Source organism: Microbacterium sp. NPDC077644, assembly GCF_040702785.1.
Lineage (GTDB): Bacteria > Actinomycetota > Actinomycetes > Actinomycetales > Microbacteriaceae > Microbacterium.
In genome coordinates this window covers 113,372-134,985 of the sequence record NZ_JBFBME010000001.1, presented here as the reverse complement: position 1 = coordinate 134,985, position 21,614 = coordinate 113,372, and the positions used below count along the sequence as shown (strand labels likewise).

Below are 21,614 nucleotides of genomic sequence, written 5' to 3'. Positions count from 1 at the left end.
GTAGCGCCCGTTTCAACGCGCATTCGACCGGTTCGGGTGCTGTGCCCCTCGCTGACGCGAGACTCGGTCTGTGTGGGCGCTTGCCTGTTTCACACTCGGGAATCTCCGTCTGAGGCCACGAATTGCTCGCCCGGCGAGGAAGATGATGGCCAACGGCCACCCCCAGGCCATGAGATACGCCAGCAACCCGACCAGTGCCGTCAGGGAGGCTGCGAGCAGGATCATCCAGGCGCCGAGTCCTGGCCCGGTGTCGGCTGCTATGCCTTCCAGCCAGATCACCGTCGGCGCTGCGGCCATGACGGTCGCGGGCGCCGCAGCCGTGAAGACCGCGATCCAGGTGAGGACCGTCATCATCCGAGGGGTCAGGGCTGGAAGTTTCATGCCGCCTGCTCCCGATGGGCGTGAAGACGGATCGTCAGGATGGTCGCTTCCATGAACGAATCAGTGACCGGGGCGAGACCGTGGGATTCCGCCCACGGCGACGGAAGGCCGAGCTGCCATCGCTCGAGCTCTCCAGCCCACAGGCCCGCGTCACCGCCGGATTCGATGAACGCCGAAAAGATGCGGTTGTGAACTGGACACTCCGGGTGCGGATACGCGACAAGGTCACCTGGCTCGCCGAGGTCGCTGCCGGTCAAGCACATGCCGTTGCAGTTCATGCCGGTCACATACCCGGCGCGCCGCCGAAGCCCCAGTGAACTATGCGACGGTAGTCAGCCAACTCGCGATCGCAGCGTCGAAGCCCTCTGGATCGACGTTGTATTCCCAGGAATGGTCCGCGTCAGGTGCCGTGTAGAGCGTCACCTTGTCACCACCAGCCTCAACGAACTTCTTCGTGATGGAGAACGGCACGGTTCGGTCCCCAGGTGAGTGAATGACCAGGGTCGGAATCGATAGGCGTCCGGGGATGGTCCAGTCCAGATCCTGGAAGTTGGCCGGAGTCGTGAGGCCGACTAATTGGCTGAGTGGCCGGTTGGAAAGCATCAGGTGCCCTAGAAGTCCCGCCGTGGCGGGGAGTCGTCGCCGCGCCGCGCCATGCGCGATGATCCCACGCCAATCCGATGCCGGGGAGATGAGAACGAGACCCGCAACCGCGTCGCGGACCGCACTGCGCTCGGCGACTAGGAGCGCGATGGATGCGCCCATTGACCAGCCAAAGAGGAAGACTCGCTTGGCACCGTGGGCGGCCGCGTACTTGACGGCAGCATCTATGTCAGCCCATTCCGATGTTCCAAGTGATGCCGCACGACCGCGGGTTGCCCCAGTGTCGGCGTCACCTCTGTAAGAAACGACCAGGCTTGTATGGCCTGCGGCTGCCGCCGCGGGGACGCTCCGCACCGCGTTGTGCCGATCCGCCCGAATACCGTGGATGTGGATTGACCACGTGTCGCCGCCGTCCGGCCCGAACTGCCACGCAGGACATGGCGCAAGCGGCCCATGGATTGTGATCTCGGAGTGCTCTCCGATTTCGTCTGGGCTGAAGTGCGTCTCTCCTTCCCACCTAACCGCCCGAACGCCTGCGAGGCTGCCTCGCTGACGGATGATGGTGCGAGTGACGCGACAATGGTCTGCATCAACGATGTCGCCGACTTGAGCGGCACCGTTCGGATAGTGCACTACAAACGTTCCCGGATGCGCGCTCTCGGGCGTGCGCTTGAATGTGATCGTGGTGTCGTCGTATGCCAGAACATCCTCGTTCCGTCGAATCTTCCAGGAAGCGGCCTTGCGTGCCAATACAACGCCCAGCACCAGGAGCAATCCGACTGCCACGATCAGAGAGGTGACTGCCGTCAGCCAAACGAGGAGTCCTGATCCCATGTGCTTCCCTTTCGCAATCACCCGGCTGCCTCGATCATCTGTGGGAGGTCAGCTTCGACCCAGACTTCTGAATCGCCTACCAACGTGGCCTCAATGGGACTCAAGGTGAGGTTGCCGAGGATCCGGTGGTCATTGATGCGGATCAGCAGGGAGTAGACCGTGTACGTGTCTGCCGGGTGTCCCACCTCGTCATCGAGCGATGGCAGCCCATTCCGAGTGATGATCTTGCGGAGACCGTCTGCTCGCCGCCGAATCCGGCGCGCCCGTGAGATACGTCTGATCGAGAAATAGAGCATTCCACTGGCGATGAGTGTCACCCCTGGGTAGAACAGGGCGTCGAAGCCCCAATACGCCATCTGCACCAGTGCCGGATTCCCGAGTTGAAGATGATCCAGCGTCATGGTGATGGCCTCGACGAGGCAACCCGCGATGATCGCGGCTCCACCGGTGCGGAATAGACGATGGCCGGGAGCGGTGTGCCCGCCCGATGCAGGTAGTCGCGTGGTCATCGCCTCCGGCACGGTGAAGGAGAACCGGGTCTCTGACTACGACGGCGATTGGGAGACCGTCCTGACCCGGGCGAAGCTTCAGCCGACTCCCGAGGCTCGTGAGCAGCTCGCGCGCGACGCACGCGAGGAGGCCGCTCGGCGTAACGCTGCCCACCAGGAGCGTGAAGAGCAGTACCGGCAGGAGCGCCGCCAGCGCGCTGAAGAGCTCGCTCAGCACCTCGAAGCCACCGGAGACACCGAAGGCGCCGAGCAGGCTCGAGCTCAGGGGGAGAAAGGCTCGTACTACGTCTGATCGCTGCCCGTCATCGGTGCGAAAGCGATCCGCCGCGGACCGGCCGCATACTCGCCGCCGCTCTCTGTGAGATCACCGGATTCCGCGGCCGAGATCAGCGAGACGATCTCGGACGTCTCGACCAGACGTCCCCAGGCGGCGATGCTGACATGGATCCGCTGGCCGCGATCATGTGTGCCCGTGATCCGTTGCCTCCACCGACGCTCGGCGCTCATCCACGTTCCTGTGGGATCAGAGCAAGCAGCTCGGCTCCGGAGCTGATCGGCGTGGCATGCCCGTCTCGGATCAGGGCGTTGCACCCTGCGTGCTGAGCCACCTCTTCAGAGCAAGGAACCGCTCCAACCGGACGTCCGGCTTCCCTCGCTTGGCGGGCGGCGTTCAGCGTGCCCGACCGGAACCCTGCTTCGACGACGGCGATGGCGCGCGAGTGGGTGACGATGAGGCCGTTCCGTTCCAGAAATCGCTCACGCGTTGGTGTCGACCCGGGCGAGTATGCCGAAACCAGCGCGCCTCCGGAGTCGACGATGGACTGCGCGAGGTCGTGGTGGGCGGCGGGATAGACCCGGTCGACCCCAGCGGCGAGGTAGGCGACGGTGGGCATCCGTCGGGAGACAGCGGCGCTGTGCGCGGCCGCGTCGACTCCGTACGCGAGACCGGAGACGATCGCGAATCCCGCGTCGCCGCACTCGTCTGCGATCTGGCGTGCGTTGACATTCCCGACCGATGTACTGGCACGCGCGCCGACAAGAGCAACGCCAGGAAGAGCCAGCACGGCGGTCGCGCCGCGCACCCACAGCCTCTGCGGCATCCGCTCGTTCAGGTCGCGAAGACCGGCGGGCCAGTGCGGATGCTGAGGAGTGATCTCGTTGATTGTGTCCATGCCCTCCACATACCCTGCGATGCTCGTTCACCGAAGGTGCCGTCAGCGTTCTCACTGTCGAACTCCAACGCCGTGGACGCCCGCGTCTCGTCCCTCCGGCCACCGCTCTCGTGCCCATACCCGTCGCAGACCGCGGATGGCCACCTGCGGATCGCGGCTTTCACCTGCACACCGGCAAGTGCGTATGCAGTGCTCCCCTCGAGTACTTCGTGCCGCACCTCGATCCATGTATCCTCTGACCCGCAATACCGACATCGCACGCCAGTGGGTCTCTGGCGGGCACACCGACTCCTCCTGTTGCGATGGCCTAAGGCCGATGCAGTTCGCCCGCATCTAGATTCCCGCTCACGGCGTTCGTCCCTCCCTGCGGGTGATGACGATCTCGGCGTCGAGTCCCAGGACGGCGCCGATCGCGGCGATCTCCCAGAGGGCTGCGTGAGCTGTTCCGCGTTCGATCCGACTGATCCGTCCCTGTGGGACGGTCGTCGCGGCTTCCATCTGCCGCTGCGTGATGCCCTGCGCCTGCCGCTCGGCAGCCAGTGCTTTCCCGAGGCCCGTTCTATCTGAGGCAGGGAGTCGGAGGGCGTCGGTGATGGGCGAGGCGGTCTCAGGCATCGGTCTTCCGGTTCCAGTCGGGGAGCAGAGTATCGAGCAGCTGACGGCGCTCGGGGGTCAGGGCGACGTTCCCTTTGCCGTCGGCTGCGCGTCGGAGGTGGTTGAGGATTCGGTAGAGCCTCGGTTCGGCCTCGTCGATCACGGCACGGTTGTGTGGGTACTGCTTGTGCCTCTTGACGAACGCTGCGATCTCGCGAATCTGCTCGTCGACGTCGCGGCGTGCGCCGCGGCCGCGCCAGCCCGGAAGCACCTCATCGAGCACAGCGACGCGGTCTGGAGTCAGGATGATGTCCTTCGTCGTCCCGCGGTCGGCCTGGCGGATCCGCTGGAGGAAGAGGCCGAGGGAACGGTCTTCCGCATCCGGAGTATGCCGGGTCGGCATCCGGCCGTGCTTCGAGGCGTATTGCGCGCACTCCGCCACGGTCTGCTCGAATCGGTCATCGGTCGTCGACACGCTCACCACATACCCGGTGCGTGGCATCAGAATCCGATGGAGCGCGGTGGCTCGGCCGGCCCGCCATCTGTCGGGTCGCCGAGCAGGGCATCCAGCAGCGCGGCATTGCCGACTGCACGGTAGGCCTCGCCGACGTAGTCGTTAGAGGTCGTCCTGGGATCGGCGTGACCCAGTAGATGCTGCGCGTCTCGGATGTCGCCGGTCTCCTTCGCGATGAGCGTCGCGGCCGTCTTCCGGATGATGTGCGGTGTGATGTCGTCCGGGACAAGACCTGTAGCTGCGAGGGCTTTAACGAACTCCTCGTCCTGGCGAAGGTCGCGCAGGGATCGGCGCACGTTGCGTGCGGAGACCCACTTCCCTGTTGCCTGTCCTTGGATGGCCGGCATGTGCGGTAGACGCGCGGGAATCGTGCTCGCGTTGAGTCTGGCCGCGGCAAGCGCCTTCAATGCGTACTTCGGCAGTTCGATGATCCGCGCCTGCCCGCGGCCCTTGAGCTCTTCCTGCCGGACCAGGTGCCAGTCGTCCGGGTCATCGATCAGCGTTCCCGTCACCTCGAGGCGCCCGCGTTCCCAGGAGATGTCGCAGTGGCGTAGCCCGAGGACCTCGTTGATGCGCAGTCCGGAGCCGAGCATGATCTCGATGACCCACCCGAGCACGTGCAGGGACTCGCGGGACCACTTGGCGATACGGGCTTCTCGTCGCACCACCGCTTCACGGAGCACCTTCACCTGCGCGACCGTGAGGCTCTTCGGTACCTTCCGCTTCTTCTGCTGACGGCGAAGGGACCTCATAGGGTTGTGCTCGATGACTCCGTTCTCGATCGCCATGACGAAGGCTCCGTTGAGCGCCACTCGGGCCTGCTGCAGCGCGGCTTCTCCTCGCGCCTCCTCGACGGCCTTCAGCATGCGCTTCACTCGCAGAGGCTGCCGCGCTTCGCCGATCGGGATGGCGCCGATGAGGGGGTCAAGCCATGTGATCGTGCTCTTGTAGATCCGGACGGACTGCTTGCGGATCGCGCCGTCGCGGTCTTCGATCCAGAGCCCGAAGAGGACGGAGAGGGGCGTGTCCTCGCTCAGGGTCTCCGCCCCGAACACCATGCGGAGGACCTCGGCCTTGAGCGCCATCAAGGCGACGGCCTCGGTCTCACCGATCGCAGACGGCCGACGATCGTTCCCACCGGCGTCTCGAGTTCGGCAACGCGCCCGAAACCCGACGCGAACGGGGGTGAAGGTCACGCTCCCGAGCTCACCGACCTTCAGCGGCCGGCGCCCCATCAGGCTGCGCCCTTGTTCGCCATCGGAGAGATCGGGGTTTGCGCGTTGATCCAGTCGGCGACGTCAGCCTCGCGGTACCGCGCGTGCTTGCCGACCTTGATGCAAGCAGGCCCGTCTCCGGTCATCCGCCAGGCTTCGAGCGTGCGCTTCGAGACCTGCAGGATCTCGGCGACTTCATCGGTGGTGAGCAGTCGAGCGATCGTGATGTCCGTCATGACGAGCACATACCCGGTGTCAACCGGATCGTGTTCGGGGATTCTCGTGCGAACCGGTAGCACCTGCGCAGCAGGTTCGCGATCGACCTCGTTCTCGGCGATAAACGGACCAAAAACGGATCGGGCCCCTTGTCGGGGCCCGTCTGTGTTCCACATACACGTCCTCGATTTCCGCGGAATTCCGCGTGTATCAAGGTGGAACTTGGTAGCAGGAGCGGGGCTTGAACCCGCGACCTCACGATTATGAGTCCTGTACCCGTAGCCGCTCGCCATGCGAGCAGACTCCGAAACAATCGACCCTGGCGCAGCCGAAGTGCTCGCTCGCGGGTGCTCCTCCCCCGTCAAGACGGCTACCGGCGTGTGGGTGCGGTGCGGCTCGCGCATCAAGTCGCGTTGCGCGTCCTGCGCTGAGCTCTATCGCGGCGACTGGGCTGCGATCGCTAGATCAGGGGTTTTCGACGGACCCGTCGAACAGTTCAGCTTCTACCTGCTGACGCTGACGGCGCCGTCGTTCGGACAGGTGCACCGCGTACCCCGCTCGGGCGTTCCCGTGCGCTGCGGATGCGGCAGCCGACACTCCGCCCGAGACGCGGGGCTGCGCGGTGTCCCTCTCAATGCTGCGACATACGACTACGTCGGGCAGGTCGCGTGGAATCGGGACGCCGGTGTGCTTTGGGATCGCACTCGGCGACGGTTGCGGGATCGTTGGTCAACGCTCGAGTACTTCATCGTCCGAGAGTGGCAGGACCGCGGTGTGCTGCACATTCATGCGATTATCCGAATCGCGCGCCGAGAAGCTCCCTCAGCGACCTCAGTACGTGACGCGGCACGCACCGCAACGGCAATATCGCGGGTCGACGGTTCGCTCGTTGAATGGGGCACTCAAGCCAAATGCGATGCGTTCCGAGCGGATGGCGACGGCGCGAAGACGATCTGGTACTTGTCCAAGGCGCTGAACTACGTCCTCAAGGACGTCGCGACAGATGCCGACGACGTGCCGGTCGCGGTGTGGCACCATCAGGTCGCACTCGACGATGCCGCGCGCCGGATGCGGTGCGGCGTGACGTGCGAGCCGCAGAACTGTTCAGGCCTGGTACACCAGCGATACGGCTCACGATCGCAGGTGGTGTCGGCGTCGCGGCGCACCAGGAGCCGCGTGGGCTGGTCGTTCACGGGCCTCACGCGCACTGTGCAGCGGCAGATGCGCCGGGCCTGGTGGGAGATGCGGTCACACACCCCGGATGCGCCGAAGCCGGCGCCCGCTCCAACCGCACTCGAAAACGTCGCGGCGCGAGCGCGTCGTGAGGTCGTCACGCGCGGACCGTCCGCGCCCTAATTGATTGGAATCGAAATGGACTTCCTTGGAGCTTCCTACAACCAGGCAGCGGCAATGCGCCCGGACTGGGACCTGCACGAACGCAACGCGTTCGGCAGCCCCGGACGATTGCTCGGCGTAGTCGCGGGCTTGTGCGACACGGCAAGCGACGCCGAGGTGTTCTTCCGTCACGAGTGCCCATGGCACGCATCGGCCTCGGTGATCGCTGTGCGATCTCGCGCCCTCCCGACGTGGTCTGAGTACGTGCGCTCGTGAGGCGGCGTGGGCCAGGCGCAGCCCAGCGCCGACCGGCGCGGGCGAGCATGGCCCTGCCGCCTGGGGGCATCGCATTCAGGACCGAAGAGTCGTGCTTGATGGCAACCGAAGCGCGCAGCGCGTAGGGCGGCAGCAGTTTTCCGCCTATCTAAACATCGCGATTGGCCGAACCACTAGCGCTGGGCCTGAAAGCTCAGTCGGCGACTCGTCCAGGTCAATCCCGAAGTTGCTTATTGCGCCACGGAACGGTTCAATCGCGCCTAGAAGAGTCGTCTTCTCGAGTGGGGTGAGCGGAGCGTCTTCGATGAACCTGAGCACCTGCCAGCTCTCGCCTTCTGGCAATACTGCTTCCACTTGACCGATCACGGTGTAGATGCCGTTCCACCGCCCCACAGACTCAACCAGCCACTCGTTGAGGAAGGTCAACGCGACTGCGGGCCCCTCGTCTCCGTTCGGGGTCGCGGTGGCATTGATCTCATCACGAGACCCAACCATGAACTTGATCTTGTGTAGAAGATTTCGGGAGCATGCCCCGGCGAGAGCCATACTGGGCAAGTGTTACTGATAGGCGCCACCGTGACGATGCTTCGAGCGGATCAGGGCGGTAGGTCGAACCCAGCCGGACTTCGCGGCGAGTACAGGCCCCACGTGCGCGTCGGCGACGGCGAACTACTAGGAGTGACTCTCCGGCACGATGACATAGCGATTCTTGCGCCGGGAGAGCCGACCCAGGTGAGCCTGCACGCGGTCTTCCCCGTGAACTACGGCGAACTGCAACCAGGCGTCGCCTTCGACATTGTGGAGGGCGGGACCCGCGTCGTTGGATCAGGGGTCGTGGTGGACGTGCAACCCTGAGCGCTGAAGTCGCACGCTGCGGCTACGCTGATAGTCCAAGATTCGAGACTAGGACGTGTCATCGTGACGGACTTCCGATCAGAACGGATGCCATCCCCCGAAGGCGAGGGGCGGGCAAAGCAAGCGCTCGAACAAGCCTGGGGCGCGTACTACGACACGAACGCGAAGGCTAATAAGGCGATCTACGCCGCACTACCGTTCGTGAAGTCCGCCCTGCGCGGCTACACGACCTCGAACCTGTTCGACCTTTTCGGCTTCTGGGTCACGTGGCGACTCGTCGGTGGCTTCGACGGGATGCAGCAACAGTTCGGCATGAGCCGCTCGTCGCTCTACCGTCGAATCGCGCTTTTCCGGCGAGTGTTCGGGGAACACCCGGACGTGTACGAGTTCCCCGGCATCACCATCGATCCCGCAGCGTTCGCCGTCGGCATGTCGGAGAGAAATCCCCCACAGCCGAACAGCTAGTCGCATATTGTTGCACTAGACGCTCGGGTCCATGTAGTCTCCAAATGTGAGACTAGATCCGACCGTGACGACGCTCGCCGAGTTCCTCGGCGAGTACCGCGCGCTCGTCGAGGACGGTCTGACGTCGAACGCACAACAGTCGTATGCCCGCGCGTGGAAGCTTCGCCTCGAGCCCTCCCTCGGCTCGCTCCCCCTCGCCGATATTCGCCCGCTCACGATCGCTAAAGCTCGTGCAACGTGGTCGGGCGCGGATTCGACCAAGGCCGACGCGATCGCGCTGCTGTCCAAACTGCTCGGGCTCGCCGTCATGGACGACCTTCTCCCGTCCAACCCCTGCCGATCACTCCCGCGGGCGCGTGGTAAGGCACGCGAGGCCGAGTGGACTTCTCGCGCATTGAACGAGCTTCAGGTGCGCCGCATGCTCGCCCTGACGGCTTCCCACCCGTTCGGGCAACGCGCACTCGCTGGCCTGGCGTTCACGGGCCTTAGACTCGGCGAGCTCGTGGGGCTCCGGTGGGAGGATCTCGACGAGCGCGGCTTCCTAACAGTGCGTCGCACGTTCTCGCCAGATGGGCATGGTCGCCTGGTTGAGCGCGCACCAAAGAGTGGCAAGTCGCGACAAGTGCCGATCCTTGAGGAACTCGCTCCCTGGCTCGACGGCGCGCGTCGATACGGGCGCGCCCACATCTTCACCGGCAAGCTCGGCGGCCCGTTCGACAGCGGCAACCTCGCGCGGGCCGTCCGCTGGCACGCGATACGTGATGACATCGCCACGTTCGCCGACGGAAACCCGCTTCGGTTTCACGACTTGCGGCACACCTTCCTATCCCGGCTCGCACGCCACGGCATCGCCCCGGCGCACATTCAGAAGGTCGCGGGCCACTCATCCATCACGACGACCGAGCGATACACGCACGTATCGGGCACCGAAGCCGCCCTCGCAATACGGGAAGCGGTAAGCGGCGCGAATCGTGAGGTCACTTTTCGAGGGGGTGAGAACGCGGCTGACGTCGGGTACATACGACAAAACCCCCGGAAATCCGGGGGTCCTGGTCAGTAGCAGGAGCGGGGCTTGAACCCGCGACCTCACGATTATGAGTCGTGCGCTCTCACCAACTGAGCTACCCTGCCGCACGGCTTTCCGCCGGTGAGGCGGAAGCTGCGAGCCCCGAGTCAGGATTGAACTGACGACCCCTTCCTTACCATGGAAGTGCTCTGCCACTGAGCTATCGGGGCGTTGTCACCCGTGAAGGCAACCACACGAGAATACCATCACTTCGGCGTTCTCACGAAACCGGGGAGACCCCATCGTTCCTCCCGGCGTTCTCGCTGAACCAGGGAAGCGGATCGATCGTCGAGCCGTCGACGATGAGCTCGAAATGCATGTGCGCACCGTACGAGCGGCCGGTGTTGCCGACCTTGCCGATGATGTCGCCGACCTCGACCGTCTGACCGGCCACGACCTGCAGCGAGCCGTACTGCATGTGCGCGTAGTGGCTCGTGATGAGCTTCCCGTCGATCATGTGATCGATGTAGACCGTGACGCCGTAGTTGCCGCCGGATTCGGTCGCGATGCGGACCTTGCCGTCGGCGATCGACTGCACAGGGGCGCCGTCGCCGGGGAGCAGATCGAGCCCCTCGTGCAGCGTGCCGTTGCGCATGCCGTACCCGTAGCTCATGCCGACACCGACGATGAACGGCCACTGGATCGCCGCCGTCGGGTCGTTGGTGTAGATCCGGTTGGAGTACGAGATGCCCTGCTCGGCGGCGAGGTCGATCAGCGATGCTGCTGAGAAGCCCTCCGAACGCTGCATGGCCTCGTTCTGGACGTCGGACGATGCGACGTACGCCTGGATCTCGTCGGTCTCGGAGGAGGAAACGCTCTGGGATGCCGCGACCAACGACATCGCGGCGGAGGTCTGACCGCCCTGAGCGGCGGCGAGCGCCTCGGCCGGAAGGGTCATCGAGACGGCGAGCATCCCCGCGATCCCCATGATGCCGACGGTGGCTCCGGCCGCGAAGACCTTGCGGCGGCGTCCGGCGCGACGCGAGGCCGTGTGGATCGCGGTGGCTGCGGTAGGCAGTCGCTGCGCCGACGGCGTCTGCGCGACGGGGAGGCTGCTGGTGACGGCCGCGAAAGCCCTGGATGCCGCGACGAAGGCGTCCTCCGCGAGCGCTGGGTCGTCGACGGAGTCGGACGCGATCTGGGCCGGCTCCTCGATGAGCGTTTCGACGACGATCTCGGTCTCGGCGGCGCGCATGCGCTCGCGCAGCGCGCGGCGGGACAGCGGCGAAACCGGAACATCGGAGGGAGCTGCCGGCGACGCCTCTTCGATGGTCACCGAGGTCGCGGAATCCGCGTTCCGGTGACGGCTGGAGCGGCGCGTGGGCACAGACTCAGCCGGGGAGGTGTCGAAGGGCAATGCAGTCTCTCGGGTGACTCGTCGAACTCGGGGGGACCTGCGCATTCGGGTTGCGCCGGTAACAAACAGAAAAACCCTACCGTGGCGCCACTGGGAAAGTCATGCGCGCCGCGGTTAAATTCATATTTCGAGCACAGCCGACAGACGGGCGTGCAGCTCGGGCCCCGCAGCGATGATCATGGGACGGGCGGATGCCGTGTCGATGCGCGTGACCAGCCCGCCCGCCTCTTCGACGAGGAGCGCTCCCGCAGCGAAGTCCCACGGCTTCAGCCCGCGCTCGAAGTAGCCATCGAGCCGCCCCGCCGCGACGTACGCGAGGTCGAGGGCCGCCGAGCCCATACGCCGGAGATCGCGGGCGAGCGGCATCACCCGGCGGACGGTCGCCAGGTCACCGTCATGCGTCGCCGGATCGTATCCGAACCCGGTCGCCAGAAGCGCACCGGCGGGGTTGGGCCCCGTCACACCGAGCCGCCGCCCGCCGAGCCACGCTCCCCCGCCCCTGGCCGCCGTGAACAGCTCATCCACGGCGGGCGCGTAGACTGCGGCGGCGAGCGCCTCCCACGCGTCAGGGGCGTCACCGCCCCGCACGGCGGCGATGCTGACGTTGTAGGAGGGGATGCCGTACGCGTAGTTCACAGTGCCGTCGATCGGGTCGACGACCCATGTGATGCCCGTCTCGCTGTCCGCCGCGCCCGACTCCTCGCCGAGGAACCCGTCGCCGGGCCGATCGGCGCTGAGCCGGTCGCGGATGAGCTGCTCGACCTCGCGGTCCGCTTCGGTGACGATGTCGGCGAGGGTCGACTTCGTCGCCGCGAGTGCGACGCCGACAGCCCGGCGCTCGCGAGCCAGTTCGCCGGCCTCGCGGGCGATGCCGGCTGCGAGTTCCTGCAGCTCGACCTCGATGGGCAGGTCGCCGTTCACCGGAGGGGCGCCGGAGGCGGAGGCGGGAATGCGCCGGGCGCGGCCGGAGGCGTCGGCGGCTCCGCCGAGTGCGGCGGAACCTGCGGCTGCTCCGGCACCGGCGGCTCCTCAGGCTCTTGCACCTGCTCGGGCGCTGGTGCCTGCTCGGGCACTGGTGCGTGCTCGGGAGCAGGTGACTTCTCAGGAACAGGCGTTGCAGCCCCCTCACCGGCGATGCCGTCGTGCGCGGCCGGCGCCCCGGCCGGCGGCACCGGGTATCCATCCGCTCCGATCGGCGCGTCAGGAGAGGAGACCAGCAGCTGCGCATGCCCGTCCGCGGGAACGGTGGGGAACGACGGAGTCGTCTCGGGGGTCGGGTAGTAGGTCTGCACTGGCGTCTGCTGCGTCGGATGGCCGGTGTAATACGCGTTCCAATCCGGCGAGCCGTCGGGCAGCACCGGAAGCGGGGTCCTGCCGTCGGCGTAGGTCGGCCACTGCTGGGCGCCCTGGTCGGTCGGCGCTGCGGGCAGGGCGGCGGCCGAGCCGGCGAAGGCGCCGTACGGCTGTGCCGCCAGCGGGCCCACCTGCTTCTTCGGAGCGAACAGAGCGTTCAGCAGCGGGATGAGCGTCGTGCCCACCGCGGTGAGGATGGCGAGTGCGACGACGATGCGCCAGTAGAGGTCGGAGTACTCGAACGTGTCGGGGAACGTCAGGAAGATCACGAGCATCGCGACGAGCAGCACGAGCATCGCGATCGTGACGTAATAGATCACGCGGGTGAAGGTGGTCACGTAGCGCTGAGCGGCCGGCGTGAACAGCCGCACATGCAGGAGCCCCAGCTGCAGGACGCCGACGATGACGAGCAGCAGGAAGAACCTTCCGACGCCGCCGGTGTACTCGTCGGGCTCATCGGGAAGCCAGATCTTGATGGCGCCGGCGATGAGGGCCACGATCCAGGTGATCATGCTCGCCAGCGCCAGCCAGTCGGGGCGCCGGGGGGCGAGCCCTGCCTCGAGGATCGCGATGCCGGCGAACGCCGCGAGCAGTAGGATCGTCAGGAACGCGCGGCCGATGATGCCGTCCTGATCACCGATCAGAACCCACACGACGCACACCAGTGCCGCCGCGATCAGTGCTCCGATGGCGATCCAGATCGCCCCGCGGATCAGCAGCGAAGCGTTCGGCTTCGCCCCGGACTCCTTGACCTCTGACATGGTGGTCCCCCTCTTCGGCCGACGTTGGAATCATCCTCGCACGTGAGGACCGTCTCGTGCGGGGGTGCCGCGGGTTCTGTGGGTAAGTCCTCGTGCGGACTCAGCGTGCGCGTTTCGCGGATGCCGCGGCGAATGCCGCGACCCGCGCCCTGGCATCCGGGGTGTCGAACGCGGCACCGATCGAGCGCGCCTCCTCGGCGAGCTGCTCGGCGAACGAGCGCGAAGGCTGCGAGCGCACCAGGCGCTTGGCCTCGCCGTACGCGGCTGCGGCCCCGGCGAGCCAGAACCGTGCGATCTCCTCCGCACGGGCGCGGACGCGGCTCGCCTCGTCCTCGGCATCCTCACCGGTCACGATCTCGGCGACCAGGCCCCACTCGAGGGCTTCTTCGGCGCTGAGCAGGCGATCCTGCAGCACGAGCTGCAGGGCGCGACGTGAGCCGACGGCATCCGCGAGCTGGGCCGACACCGACAGGTCGGGGGTGAGGCCGATGTTCGCGTACAGGCTGCCGATCTTCGACCGGCTGCCGACGACCGCGTAGTCGGTGCTCAGCAGGATGCCGAGGCCGCCGCCTGCGGTCGTGCCGTGAGCTGCGGCGACCACGGGGATCGCCGACTCGGTGAGCGATCGGATCCCCTCGTTGATGACACCCGCCAACTCGGTCAGCGGCGAACCGTCTCCCATGGTGGAGGCCATCTCGATCACGTCGCCGCCGGCGCAGAAGGCGGGGCCGGCGGCATCCAGGATGATCGCCCGCACGTCGTCACGGGACGTCGCCTCGGCTGTGGCATCCCGCCACGCGTGGGCGAGCTCCGACCCGAAGGCATTGAGGCGGGTCGGACGGTTGAGCGTGAGGCGGGCGAGCCCCTCATCGACCGAGAACTGGATGGCATCGCTCATGGGCATCTCCTTCGAAGCGCGGACTTCGCCAGCCTAGCCAGAACGTGCACTCAGTCCGTTTCCTGTTGTACCCGCGCGACAAAGCCCTCCATGCGCCGACGGGTTCCGTCCAGTCGCATGTCCACCTGACCGGCGGCGCGGATCTCGTTCGGGGCGAGCGGATGCGCCAGCCGCACGTTGTCGTGGCAGGACAGGTCGGCGCAGATGTAGGTGCCGACGCCGTCACCTCGGCGACCTGCCTCACCGGTCTTACGCGCGGTGAACAGGGCGACCTGGCTGCCCGGCTGCATCGTGTGGCAGATGTTGCACATGCCGTTGCGGCTGCGACCCGGGTCGCTCGCGCGAACGACGACGCCGATCACCTCGTCACCGGATTGCACGAGGATGCAGCCGCGCTTGCTGGATGCCGGATCCCGCCAGGCGAGGAAATCGTGGAAGTCCCAGTCGACGAGCAGGAAGTCGTGCGGCATCTCGATCATCCGCAGCTCGTCGTCGGTCGCGTTGATGAACGCCGCGCGGACGTCGGACTCGGTGAGCGCTCGCATCGTCCCAGTCTATGAACTCGCGACAGCCTCCGGCTCGCGCTCTCCGCTGCGTCCTCGGATGAGGAAGCCGAATCCGAATGCGACGAAGAACATCAACACGCCGTAGACGGCGGCCGGCAGGCTCAGCTCGTCCGAGCCGAGAACGCTCTGCGCGATCACGATCGCCAGGGTGGCGTTGTGGATGCCGATCTCGAACGACGTCGCGACCGCCTGCCTGCTCGCGACCCTCATCGCCCGTGGCACGAGATACCCGACGGTGAGACTGATCACGCAGAAGAGGACCGTGATCAGGGCGAGCCGGGCGACGTTGTCGACGAGCAGCGACCAGTTCGACGCCACCGCTCCCGCGATCACGACGACGAGGATGATCACGCTGGCGATCCGGACCGGGCGATCCATCCGGTCGGCGAACTTCGGCCAGAAGCGGCGGATGATCATCCCCGCGGCGACGGGGAGCAGCACGATGGCGAACACCTCGAGCGCCTTCGACCACTGCAGCCCGAGTTGATCGTCGAACGGTTCGAAGAACGCGATCGCGAAGTTCGTGATCAGCGGCAGCGTGATCACCGCGATGACCGAGTTCACGGCCGTGAGCGAGATGTTCAACGCGATGTCACCGCGGAACAGGTGGCTGTACAGGTTCGCCGTGGTGCCGCCGGGGGATGCCGCGAGCATCATCATGCCCACCGCGAGCACCGGAGGGAGCTGGAAAAGCAGCACGAGGCCGAAGCAGATCGCCGGCAGCAGGATGAGCTGGCAGACCAGGGCGATGAGCACCGCCTTCGGCTGCTTGAGCACCCGCGCGAAATCCGCCGGTGTGAGACTCAGGCCGAGTCCGAGCATGATGATCCCGAGAGCGACGGGCAATCCGATGGTGGTCAACGCTGATCCCATGAGACCGAGTATGGCGGACGCCGGAGCCCGGTGTCATGCCCCGAATCCCGCACGGCTCGATAAACGAATTGAGCGCCACCCCGTACGGGGCGACGCTCGATTCGTTCGGTGGCAAGTGAGGGATTCGAACCCCCGAATGCAATGCAGGCTGATTTACAGTCAGCTCCCTTTGGCCGCTTGGGTAACTTGCCGAGTGCACACCCGTCCAGCTTGTACAGCCAACCGGGGGCGCGAGTATCCATCATACCTGCGCGACGCAGGTGGAAGAAATCGAACGATCAGCTGCCGCGGACGCCGCGTTCCCCGCCGTCGAGCGACTCGGGAGTCCGCAGCAGGCCGCCCTCGGCGCGGCACGTCGCGGCCGCCACATCCATCGCCCTCTCGAGCAGCCGCTGCCACTCGACGGCATGCTCCGGGCGGGCGGCGACGATGCCTGCGGCCACGGCTGCGAGCGTCGCATCACCGGCTCCGACCGTGTCGACGACGGGTCCGGGCAGCACTGAGATCGGGGCCGCGAACGCCCCGGCATCCGCCTCGAGCACCGCGCCCTCGCGGCCTGCCGTGGCAAGCACGGCCCCGGCGCCGAGCCCGCGCAGTCGCGCCCGCAGCGCGTCGAGATCGCCGTCGTACAGAAGGTGGGCGTCATCGGCACCGACCTTGACGACCGCGGCGCCGGCGGCGATCCGCTCGAACCCGCGCACGAACTCCGCCCGGTCGGCGAGCATGCCGGCCCGCGGGTTCGGATCGATGGCGACCTGCACCCCTGCGAGCGCATCCGCGAGAGCATCCACCTCGGCGACGCGGTCGAACGGGAAGCAGCTGATCACGGCGAGATCAGCGGTTCCGATCGCCTGCAGCGCCTCCTCGCCGTATCGGATGCTGCGCTGCTGCGCCGCATCGTTGAACGCATAGGTCGGCTCGCCGTCGCGGTTGCGGCGCACGATCGCACGCGACGATCCGAGCGGAGACGGGCTGCTCACCAGAGTCACACCGTGGTCGGCGAGGTACTCGCGGATGTGCGCGCCGGGCTCGTCGTCGCCGACCATCGCGATGAGCGTCGTCGGGATGCCGAGACGCCGGAGTCCGACCGCGACGTTGAGCGCGGCCCCGCCGACGAGCTCGCGCACTCCCCCGGCGTCGTGGATCTCGTCGATGAGCGCGTCGCCGATGACGACGACGGAGGATGCGTGCGGCATCCCATCATTGTGTCGCACCCGCGCTACCTTGTGACCCATGGACGCCACACGCATCGTCACCGCAGCCGCCGCGCTCCTGCTCGCCGCCGGCCTCGCCGGATGCGGCGGAACGCCCTCCGGCGAGTCCTCGTCGCCATCGGAGTCGCCCGCGTCCGAGACTCCTGCGCCTGCGGCATCCGCCACCCCGGATCCGACCGCGACCCCGGCGGCCGAAGCGATCCCGATTCCCGATGACTGCCGTGCGATCCTCTCCGACGACGCGCTCGCCCAGCTCGACGGCATCCCGTTGAACGACCCGGCGTTCGGCTCCACGGGCATCCAGCCCGACGGCTCGCTGATCTGCGCCTGGGGCGATCCGGCCGCCGACACCACGGGGCTGACGACGACCATCTCGCACATGAACCGGGGTCCGGCGCTCGATCTGCTCAACGAGCTCGCCGACGACGAGGGGTTCGTCTGCTTCACCCCGGACGAGGGCACCCGCTGCGAGAAGACCTGGCCCAATGAGAACTACCCGGTCACCGACGGGCGCACCCTCTTCTGGCGCGAGGACGTCATGATCGACACCCGGTACTCGAACCTCGCCCCCAGCGGATACACCGCGAGCATCGTCGCGCACCTGTTCGACTAGCCGAGGTGCCGACGTACGGCGAAGGCCCCGCCCCTCCGAAGAGGTGCGGGGCCTTCGTGGCGTGGGGGATCAGTTATAGGTTCCCGGAGTCACGTCATCCGTCGAGAACGCGTCGAAGTCGACGTAGCCGAACTCGCCCTCGGCGTACGCGCCGTCGGATGCGAAGATCCGGTTCGGGTAGCGCTCGCTCTTGGCCTCTTCCGTGGCCTCGACCGTGACGTTGCGGTACTTCGACAGACCGGTTCCGGCGGGGATGAGCTTACCGATGATGACGTTCTCCTTGAGACCGACCAGCGGGTCGCGCTTGCCCTGCATCGCAGCCTCGGTGAGCACGCGGGTCGTCTCCTGGAACGAGGCGGCCGACAGCCACGACTCGGTCGCCAGAGACGCCTTGGTGATACCCATCAGCTCCGAGCGGCCGGACGCAGGGCGCTTGCCCTCGGCCACAGCCTCGCGGTTGATCTGCTGGTAGCGCTTGAGGTCGACCATCTCACCCGGCAGCAGGGTCGTGTCGGCGTGGTCGACGACGGTGACCTTGCGGAGCATCTGACGGACGATGACCTCGATGTGCTTGTCGTGGATCGGCACACCCTGCGAGCGGTAGACGCCCTGGACGCCGCCGACGAGGTACTTCTGCACCTCGCGGGCACCCATGACGCGCATGACCTCCTTGGGGTCGAGCGTGCCGACCTGCAGGGGCTGACCGACCGTGACGTGCTGGCCGTCCTCGACGAGGAGCGTCGCACGCTTCAGCACCGGGTAGACGACCTCTTCATCACCGTTGTCGGGCGTGAGGATGACCTTCTTGGCCTTCTCGGTCTCGTCGATCGTGATGCGGCCATCGGCCTCGGCGATCGGCGACGCGCCCTTGGGGGTACGCGCCTCGAAGAGCTCCTGCACACGGGGCAGACCCTGGGTGATGTCATCAGCCGAGGCCGAACCACCGGTGTGGAAGGTACGCATCGTCAGCTGGGTACCGGGCTCACCGATCGACTGCGCGGCGATGATGCCGACGGCCTCGCCGATGTCCACGGTCTTGCCGGTCGCAAGAGAGCGGCCGTAGCACTGCGCGCAGACGCCGACAGCCGAGTCGCAGGTCAGCACGGAGCGAACCTTGATCTCCTCGACACCGAGCTCGACGAGCTTGTCGATGAGCACGTCGCCCACGTCGTCACCGGCAGCAGCCAGGACCTCGCCCGACTCGCTGACGACGTCAGCGGCCAGGGTACGGGCGAACACCGAGTTCTCGACGTTCGCGTCGCGCACCAGCTCGCCCTGCGAGTTCGGAGCGGCGATCGGGAGCGCGAGGCCCTTCGACGTGCCGCAGTCCTCTTCACGGATGATGACGTCCTGCGAGACATCCACCAGACGACGGGTCAGGTAACCCGAGTCGGCGGTGCGCAGAGCGGTGTCAGCCAGACCCTTACGGGTACCGTGCGTCGCGATGAAGTACTCCGCCACCGACAGACCCTCGCGGTACGAGGAGATGATCGGACGGGGGATGATCTCACCCTTGGGGTTGTTCACCAGGCCTCGCATACCCGCGATGTTGCGGATCTGCAGCCAGTTACCACGAGCACCCGAGGACACCATGCGGTTGATGGTGTTGTCGGCCGGGAAGTTCTCGCGCATCGCGGCCTGGACCTCGTCGGTCGCCTCGGTCCAGATCTTGATGAGCTCCTGACGACGCTCGGCGTCGGTGGTGAGACCCTTCTCGTACTGCGACTGGACCTTCGCGGCCTGCTTCTCGTAGCCGGCGACGATCTCCTTCTTGTTCGGAGGAGTGAGGATGTCGCTCAGGGCGACGGTCACACCCGAGCGCGTGGCCCAGTAGAAACCGGCGTCCTTGATGCGGTCCAGCGTCGCAGCCGTCTCGACCTTCGGGTACTCCTCGGCCAGCTTGTTGACGATCTGCGAGAGCTTGCCCTTGTCGGCGGGCTCGCGCACGAACGGGTAGCCCTTCGGCAGCGTGGCGTTGAAGATCGCCTGACCCAGCGAAGCATCGACGAGGCCGTGCTTCTCGTAGCCCTCGGGACCCTGACCCTCGAGGAAGGTCAGACCCGGGATGCGGATGCGGATCTTCGCCTGCAGGTCGAGGGTTCCCTCGTCCTTGGCCAGGATCGCCTCGGAGACCGAGCCGAACGCGCGACCCTCACCGGCAGCGCCCTCCTTGACCGTGGTCAGGTGGTGGAGACCGATGATCATGTCCTGCGAGGGCAGGGTGACCGGGCGGCCGTCCGACGGCTTGAGGATGTTGTTCGACGCGAGCATCAGCACGCGAGCCTCGGCCTGAGCCTCGACCGACAGCGGCAGGTGAACGGCCATCTGGTCGCCGTCGAAGTCGGCGTTGAACGCCGCGCAGACGAGCGGGTGCAGCTGGATGGCCTTGCCCTCGACGAGCTGCGGCTCGAACGCCTGGATGCCGAGGCGGTGCAGGGTGGGTGCACGGTTGAGCAGCACGGGGCGCTCGCGGATGATCTCCTCGAGCACGTCCCAGACCTCAGGGCGCATGCGCTCGACGGAGCGCTTCGCGGCCTTGATGTTCTGCGAGTGACCCAGGTCGATCAGACGCTTGATCACGAACGGCTTGAACAGCTCGATCGCCATGGTCTTGGGAAGACCGCACTGGTGCAGCTGCAGCTGCGGGCCGACGACGATGACCGAACGGCCCGAGTAGTCGACACGCTTTCCGAGCAGGTTCTGACGGAAGCGGCCCTGCTTGCCCTTGAGCATGTCGCTGAGCGACTTCAGAGCACGGTTTCCGGTGCCGGTGACGGGGCGACCGCGGCGGCCGTTGTCGAACAGTGCGTCGACGGCCTCCTGCAGCATCCGCTTCTCGTTGTTCACGATGATCTCGGGCGCACCGAGGTCGATCAGGCGACGAAGACGGTTGTTCCGGTTGATGACGCGGCGGTACAGGTCGTTCAGGTCACTGGTCGCGAAGCGTCCACCGTCGAGCTGGACCATCGGGCGCAGCTCCGGCGGGATCACCGGGACGACGTCGAGGACCATGGACGCCGGCGACATGCCGGTCTCGAGGAACGAGTTGACGACCTTGAGGCGCTTGATCGCACGGATCTTGCGCTGGCCCTTGCCCTCGGAGATCTGCAGGTGCAGGCTCTCGGCCTCAGCCTGCAGGTCGAACGCGGCCAGGCGGCGCTGGATCGACTCCGCACCCATGTAAGCCTCGAAGTACTGACCGAAGCGGTCCTGCAGCTCGTGGAAGACGTCGTCCTCCGGGCGCAGGGCGCCGACCTCGAGCGTGCGGAAATCCTCCCACACGCGCTCGAGCTTGGCGATGGCGTCGTCTGCGCCCTTGCGCAGCTGCGACATCTCCTTCTCGGCGGCGTCCTTGACCTTCTTCTTGGCGTCAGCCTTGGCGCCCTCGGCCTCGAGCGCCGCGAGCTCCTCCTCCAGCTTGGACATGCGCTCGGCGATCTTCGCGTCGCGACGGTCCGCGAGCGTCTTCAGCTCGAGGCGGATGTTGTTCTCCTGCGTGGCCAGATCGCGGTGACGAGCATCCTCGTCGACCGAGATGACCATGTACGCGGCGAAGTAGATGACCTTCTCGAGGTCCTTCGGCGCCATGTCGAGCAGGTACCCGAGGCGCGACGGGACGCCCTTGAAGTACCAGATGTGGGTGACGGGTGCGGCGAGCTCGATGTGGCCCATGCGCTCACGACGGACGGAGCTCTTGGTGACCTCCACGCCGCAGCGCTCGCAGACGATGCCCTTGAAGCGGACGCGCTTGTACTTGCCGCACGCGCACTCCCAGTCGCGGGAAGGTCCGAAGATCTGCTCACCGAACAGACCGTCCTTCTCGGGCTTGAGGGTGCGGTAGTTGATGGTTTCGGGCTTCTTCACCTCACCGTAGGACCATCCGCGGATGTCCTCTGCGGTGGCCAGGCCGATGCGAAGCTCGTCGAAGGTGTTTGACTCGAGCAC

The 21,614-nt window shown here is 66.5% G+C and carries 25 protein-coding genes and 3 tRNA genes; 6 read left to right on the top strand and 22 right to left on the bottom strand.

Going from position 1 to position 21,614, the window contains the following annotated elements:
• Positions 1–12: 12 nt before the first annotated feature.
• The 4 genes from AB0269_RS00725 to AB0269_RS00710 are packed head-to-tail and all read right to left on the bottom strand — an operon-like array spanning position 13 to position 2,327.
• Positions 13–381 carry a hypothetical protein gene (locus tag AB0269_RS00725; protein ID WP_366209279.1) on the bottom strand — a complete coding sequence of 123 codons (369 nt, stop codon included), beginning with the start codon at positions 379–381 and terminating at the stop codon, positions 13–15.
• The gene (locus tag AB0269_RS00720; RefSeq protein ID WP_366209278.1) at positions 378–659 is read right to left on the bottom strand and encodes a hypothetical protein; all 282 of its coding nucleotides are present in this window, start codon (positions 657–659) and stop codon (positions 378–380) included. Before AB0269_RS00720 ends, AB0269_RS00725 begins: the two co-directional genes overlap by 4 nt.
• A gap of 40 nt (positions 660–699) precedes the next feature.
• Positions 700–1,818, bottom strand: a complete 1,119-nt coding sequence (locus tag AB0269_RS00715; protein WP_366209277.1) for an alpha/beta fold hydrolase — start codon at positions 1,816–1,818, stop codon at positions 700–702.
• A gap of 17 nt (positions 1,819–1,835) precedes the next feature.
• Entirely contained in the window at positions 1,836–2,327 is a 492-nt protein-coding gene (locus tag AB0269_RS00710) for a hypothetical protein (protein ID WP_366209276.1), read from the bottom strand.
• Here AB0269_RS00710 and AB0269_RS00705 point away from each other — a divergent pair.
• Positions 2,320–2,619, top strand: a complete 300-nt coding sequence (locus AB0269_RS00705) for a hypothetical protein (RefSeq protein WP_366209275.1) — start codon at positions 2,320–2,322, stop codon at positions 2,617–2,619. The two genes, AB0269_RS00710 and AB0269_RS00705, sit on opposite strands and share 8 nt — an antisense overlap.
• Here the strand turns inward: AB0269_RS00705 and AB0269_RS00700 are convergent.
• The 6 genes from AB0269_RS00700 to AB0269_RS00675 all read right to left on the bottom strand — a co-directional run bounded on the left by AB0269_RS00700 (position 2,610) and on the right by AB0269_RS00675 (position 6,057).
• Positions 2,610–2,834, bottom strand: coding sequence for a hypothetical protein (locus AB0269_RS00700; RefSeq protein ID WP_366209274.1), 225 nt, complete (start codon positions 2,832–2,834; stop codon positions 2,610–2,612). The genes AB0269_RS00705 and AB0269_RS00700 overlap by 10 nt on opposite strands.
• Positions 2,831–3,499 carry a DNA-processing protein DprA gene (locus AB0269_RS00695; protein WP_366209273.1) on the bottom strand — a complete coding sequence of 223 codons (669 nt, stop codon included), beginning with the start codon at positions 3,497–3,499 and terminating at the stop codon, positions 2,831–2,833. Before AB0269_RS00695 ends, AB0269_RS00700 begins: the two co-directional genes overlap by 4 nt.
• 345 nt (positions 3,500–3,844) lie before the next feature.
• Positions 3,845–4,114: a helix-turn-helix transcriptional regulator gene (locus tag AB0269_RS00690; protein WP_366209272.1), complete on the bottom strand. Its 270-nt coding sequence runs from the start codon at positions 4,112–4,114 to the stop codon at positions 3,845–3,847.
• Positions 4,107–4,595 carry a helicase associated domain-containing protein gene (locus AB0269_RS00685; RefSeq protein ID WP_366209271.1) on the bottom strand — a complete coding sequence of 163 codons (489 nt, stop codon included), beginning with the start codon at positions 4,593–4,595 and terminating at the stop codon, positions 4,107–4,109. The genes AB0269_RS00690 and AB0269_RS00685 overlap by 8 nt, the downstream gene beginning before the upstream one ends.
• The gene (locus AB0269_RS00680) at positions 4,595–5,692 is read right to left on the bottom strand and encodes a tyrosine-type recombinase/integrase (protein ID WP_366210469.1); all 1,098 of its coding nucleotides are present in this window, start codon (positions 5,690–5,692) and stop codon (positions 4,595–4,597) included. Before AB0269_RS00680 ends, AB0269_RS00685 begins: the two co-directional genes overlap by 1 nt.
• A 149-nt stretch (positions 5,693–5,841) precedes the next feature.
• Positions 5,842–6,057 (bottom strand): helix-turn-helix domain-containing protein, encoded by a 216-nt coding sequence (locus AB0269_RS00675; protein WP_366209270.1) that lies wholly within the window; start codon positions 6,055–6,057, stop codon positions 5,842–5,844.
• Between the two features lie 271 nt (positions 6,058–6,328).
• Here AB0269_RS00675 and AB0269_RS00670 point away from each other — a divergent pair, with 271 nt between their 5' ends.
• A complete protein-coding gene (locus AB0269_RS00670) occupies positions 6,329–7,393 on the top strand; it encodes a replication initiator (protein ID WP_366209269.1) in 1,065 nt (354 codons plus the stop codon).
• 399 nt (positions 7,394–7,792) lie between these two features.
• On the opposite strand, the gene AB0269_RS00665 is transcribed toward AB0269_RS00670, so the two are convergent.
• Positions 7,793–8,194: a hypothetical protein gene (locus AB0269_RS00665; protein ID WP_366209268.1), complete on the bottom strand. Its 402-nt coding sequence runs from the start codon at positions 8,192–8,194 to the stop codon at positions 7,793–7,795.
• 30 nt (positions 8,195–8,224) lie between these two features.
• On the opposite strand from AB0269_RS00665, the gene AB0269_RS00660 reads away from it, so the two are divergent.
• From AB0269_RS00660 to AB0269_RS00650, 3 genes are all read left to right on the top strand, one after another.
• Positions 8,225–8,503: a hypothetical protein gene (locus tag AB0269_RS00660; protein ID WP_366209267.1), complete on the top strand. Its 279-nt coding sequence runs from the start codon at positions 8,225–8,227 to the stop codon at positions 8,501–8,503.
• An 87-nt stretch (positions 8,504–8,590) separates the two neighbouring features.
• Complete coding sequence (locus AB0269_RS00655) at positions 8,591–8,968, top strand: hypothetical protein (protein ID WP_366209266.1); 378 nt, start codon at positions 8,591–8,593, stop codon at positions 8,966–8,968.
• Between the two features lie 64 nt (positions 8,969–9,032).
• On the top strand, positions 9,033–10,028 hold the full coding sequence (locus AB0269_RS00650; RefSeq protein WP_366209265.1) for a site-specific integrase: 996 nt from the start codon (positions 9,033–9,035) through the stop codon (positions 10,026–10,028).
• Here the strand turns inward: AB0269_RS00650 and AB0269_RS00645 are convergent.
• The 10 genes from AB0269_RS00645 to AB0269_RS00600 all read right to left on the bottom strand — a co-directional run bounded on the left by AB0269_RS00645 (position 10,026) and on the right by AB0269_RS00600 (position 17,038).
• Positions 10,026–10,099: transfer RNA gene (locus AB0269_RS00645), tRNA-Met, on the bottom strand. The two genes, AB0269_RS00650 and AB0269_RS00645, sit on opposite strands and share 3 nt — an antisense overlap.
• Positions 10,100–10,132: 33 nt before the next feature.
• Positions 10,133–10,204, bottom strand: a tRNA-Thr gene (locus tag AB0269_RS00640).
• Between the two features lie 50 nt (positions 10,205–10,254).
• Positions 10,255–11,310, bottom strand: coding sequence for a M23 family metallopeptidase (locus tag AB0269_RS00635; RefSeq protein WP_366209264.1), 1,056 nt, complete (start codon positions 11,308–11,310; stop codon positions 10,255–10,257).
• 201 nt (positions 11,311–11,511) lie between these two features.
• Positions 11,512–12,300: an inositol monophosphatase family protein gene (locus AB0269_RS00630; protein WP_366210468.1), complete on the bottom strand. Its 789-nt coding sequence runs from the start codon at positions 12,298–12,300 to the stop codon at positions 11,512–11,514.
• Between the two features lie 8 nt (positions 12,301–12,308).
• A complete protein-coding gene (locus AB0269_RS00625; protein ID WP_366209263.1) occupies positions 12,309–13,505 on the bottom strand; it encodes a hypothetical protein in 1,197 nt (398 codons plus the stop codon).
• 100 nt (positions 13,506–13,605) lie between these two features.
• Entirely contained in the window at positions 13,606–14,403 is a 798-nt protein-coding gene (locus tag AB0269_RS00620) for an enoyl-CoA hydratase/isomerase family protein (protein WP_366209262.1), read from the bottom strand.
• A gap of 50 nt (positions 14,404–14,453) precedes the next feature.
• Complete coding sequence (locus AB0269_RS00615; RefSeq protein ID WP_366209261.1) at positions 14,454–14,948, bottom strand: FBP domain-containing protein; 495 nt, start codon at positions 14,946–14,948, stop codon at positions 14,454–14,456.
• 9 nt (positions 14,949–14,957) lie between these two features.
• A complete protein-coding gene (locus tag AB0269_RS00610; protein ID WP_366209260.1) occupies positions 14,958–15,830 on the bottom strand; it encodes a bile acid:sodium symporter family protein in 873 nt (290 codons plus the stop codon).
• A gap of 121 nt (positions 15,831–15,951) precedes the next feature.
• Positions 15,952–16,033 (bottom strand) — tRNA-Tyr (locus AB0269_RS00605).
• Between the two features lie 87 nt (positions 16,034–16,120).
• Positions 16,121–17,038 carry a PfkB family carbohydrate kinase gene (locus tag AB0269_RS00600; RefSeq protein ID WP_366209259.1) on the bottom strand — a complete coding sequence of 306 codons (918 nt, stop codon included), beginning with the start codon at positions 17,036–17,038 and terminating at the stop codon, positions 16,121–16,123.
• A 37-nt stretch (positions 17,039–17,075) separates the two neighbouring features.
• Between AB0269_RS00600 and AB0269_RS00595 the strand changes: the two genes are divergently transcribed.
• Positions 17,076–17,669, top strand: a complete 594-nt coding sequence (locus tag AB0269_RS00595; RefSeq protein ID WP_366209258.1) for a hypothetical protein — start codon at positions 17,076–17,078, stop codon at positions 17,667–17,669.
• 69 nt (positions 17,670–17,738) lie between these two features.
• Here AB0269_RS00595 and rpoC read toward each other — a convergent pair whose 3' ends face one another.
• On the bottom strand, positions 17,739–21,614 hold the full coding sequence (gene rpoC, locus AB0269_RS00590; protein ID WP_366209257.1) for a DNA-directed RNA polymerase subunit beta': 3,876 nt from the start codon (positions 21,612–21,614) through the stop codon (positions 17,739–17,741).

Coding starts and splice junctions, on each gene's coding strand:
- AB0269_RS00665 (WP_366209268.1), bottom strand. CDS start 8,194: ATGGCTCTCGCCGGGGCATGCTCCCGAAATCTTCTACACAAGATCAAG.
- AB0269_RS00695 (WP_366209273.1), bottom strand. CDS start 3,499: ATGGACACAATCAACGAGATCACTCCTCAGCATCCGCACTGGCCCGCC.
- AB0269_RS00685 (WP_366209271.1), bottom strand. CDS start 4,595: ATGCCACGCACCGGGTATGTGGTGAGCGTGTCGACGACCGATGACCGA.
- AB0269_RS00680 (WP_366210469.1), bottom strand. CDS start 5,692: ATGGCGCTCAAGGCCGAGGTCCTCCGCATGGTGTTCGGGGCGGAGACC.
- AB0269_RS00615 (WP_366209261.1), bottom strand. CDS start 14,948: ATGCGAGCGCTCACCGAGTCCGACGTCCGCGCGGCGTTCATCAACGCG.
- AB0269_RS00720 (WP_366209278.1), bottom strand. CDS start 659: ATGAACTGCAACGGCATGTGCTTGACCGGCAGCGACCTCGGCGAGCCA.
- AB0269_RS00655 (WP_366209266.1), top strand. CDS start 8,591: ATGCCATCCCCCGAAGGCGAGGGGCGGGCAAAGCAAGCGCTCGAACAA.
- AB0269_RS00675 (WP_366209270.1), bottom strand. CDS start 6,057: ATGACGGACATCACGATCGCTCGACTGCTCACCACCGATGAAGTCGCC.
- AB0269_RS00625 (WP_366209263.1), bottom strand. CDS start 13,505: ATGTCAGAGGTCAAGGAGTCCGGGGCGAAGCCGAACGCTTCGCTGCTG.
- AB0269_RS00620 (WP_366209262.1), bottom strand. CDS start 14,403: ATGAGCGATGCCATCCAGTTCTCGGTCGATGAGGGGCTCGCCCGCCTC.
- AB0269_RS00670 (WP_366209269.1), top strand. CDS start 6,329: ATGCGAGCAGACTCCGAAACAATCGACCCTGGCGCAGCCGAAGTGCTC.
- AB0269_RS00600 (WP_366209259.1), bottom strand. CDS start 17,038: ATGCCGCACGCATCCTCCGTCGTCGTCATCGGCGACGCGCTCATCGAC.
- AB0269_RS00710 (WP_366209276.1), bottom strand. CDS start 2,327: ATGACCACGCGACTACCTGCATCGGGCGGGCACACCGCTCCCGGCCAT.
- AB0269_RS00690 (WP_366209272.1), bottom strand. CDS start 4,114: ATGCCTGAGACCGCCTCGCCCATCACCGACGCCCTCCGACTCCCTGCC.
- AB0269_RS00595 (WP_366209258.1), top strand. CDS start 17,076: ATGGACGCCACACGCATCGTCACCGCAGCCGCCGCGCTCCTGCTCGCC.
- AB0269_RS00715 (WP_366209277.1), bottom strand. CDS start 1,818: ATGGGATCAGGACTCCTCGTTTGGCTGACGGCAGTCACCTCTCTGATC.
- AB0269_RS00700 (WP_366209274.1), bottom strand. CDS start 2,834: ATGAGCGCCGAGCGTCGGTGGAGGCAACGGATCACGGGCACACATGAT.
- AB0269_RS00725 (WP_366209279.1), bottom strand. CDS start 381: ATGAAACTTCCAGCCCTGACCCCTCGGATGATGACGGTCCTCACCTGG.